The organism is Vibrio sp. 2033 (assembly GCF_033339735.1).
On record NZ_JAWOVC010000777.1, the window covers coordinates 1 to 529 of the forward strand.

1 pseudogene is annotated in these 529 nt (G+C 45.0%); it reads right to left on the reverse strand.

Annotation, left to right across the window (positions count from 1 at the left end):
- Window positions 1-529 (reverse strand): annotated as a pseudogene (locus R7P74_RS29030) (DUF3466 family protein); the annotation flags it as partial.

The window sequence follows — 529 nt, forward strand, 5'->3', positions numbered from 1 at the left end:
CCGCCCGCACCGTTGAAGAAGATGCCCGTCGTTGGGTAAATAGCACTCAGAGATGCAGAGCGAACATCATCAACAATAAACAAACGATTTGGAGTGGAGCCGGTCGGCATAGGGTACGCACCTGAACGTTTGGCCTCACCAATAGCAACGAAATTTTTGTTTACATTTGTCAAACGAGAGTTCGAATGAACAGTGTCATCTCCTTCTCGTTGCCGCGCCCCTACCACTACCTTGTTTTGCCAGGTACTAATATTGCTTAAAGAACTTTCTGACTCCAAAGTTCCAACAAACACAGTCGCGTTTAGATAGTTATCATTTTTTGAGTAAGTATTGTATCCCACACCATAAATGGTGGTTCCATCGACAACAAAATCTCGCATGCTTCCTTGAGCCAAACGTTCCCCATCTTTCCAATTGGTACTCGGCCAAGGAACTTGAGATATCAAACCGCTTTTGTCCCAGATTGCTGCCTTAGACGTATGGTGAGCCCCATTAGTATTAGAAGCCTTTTCTGAAATACTACCAACGG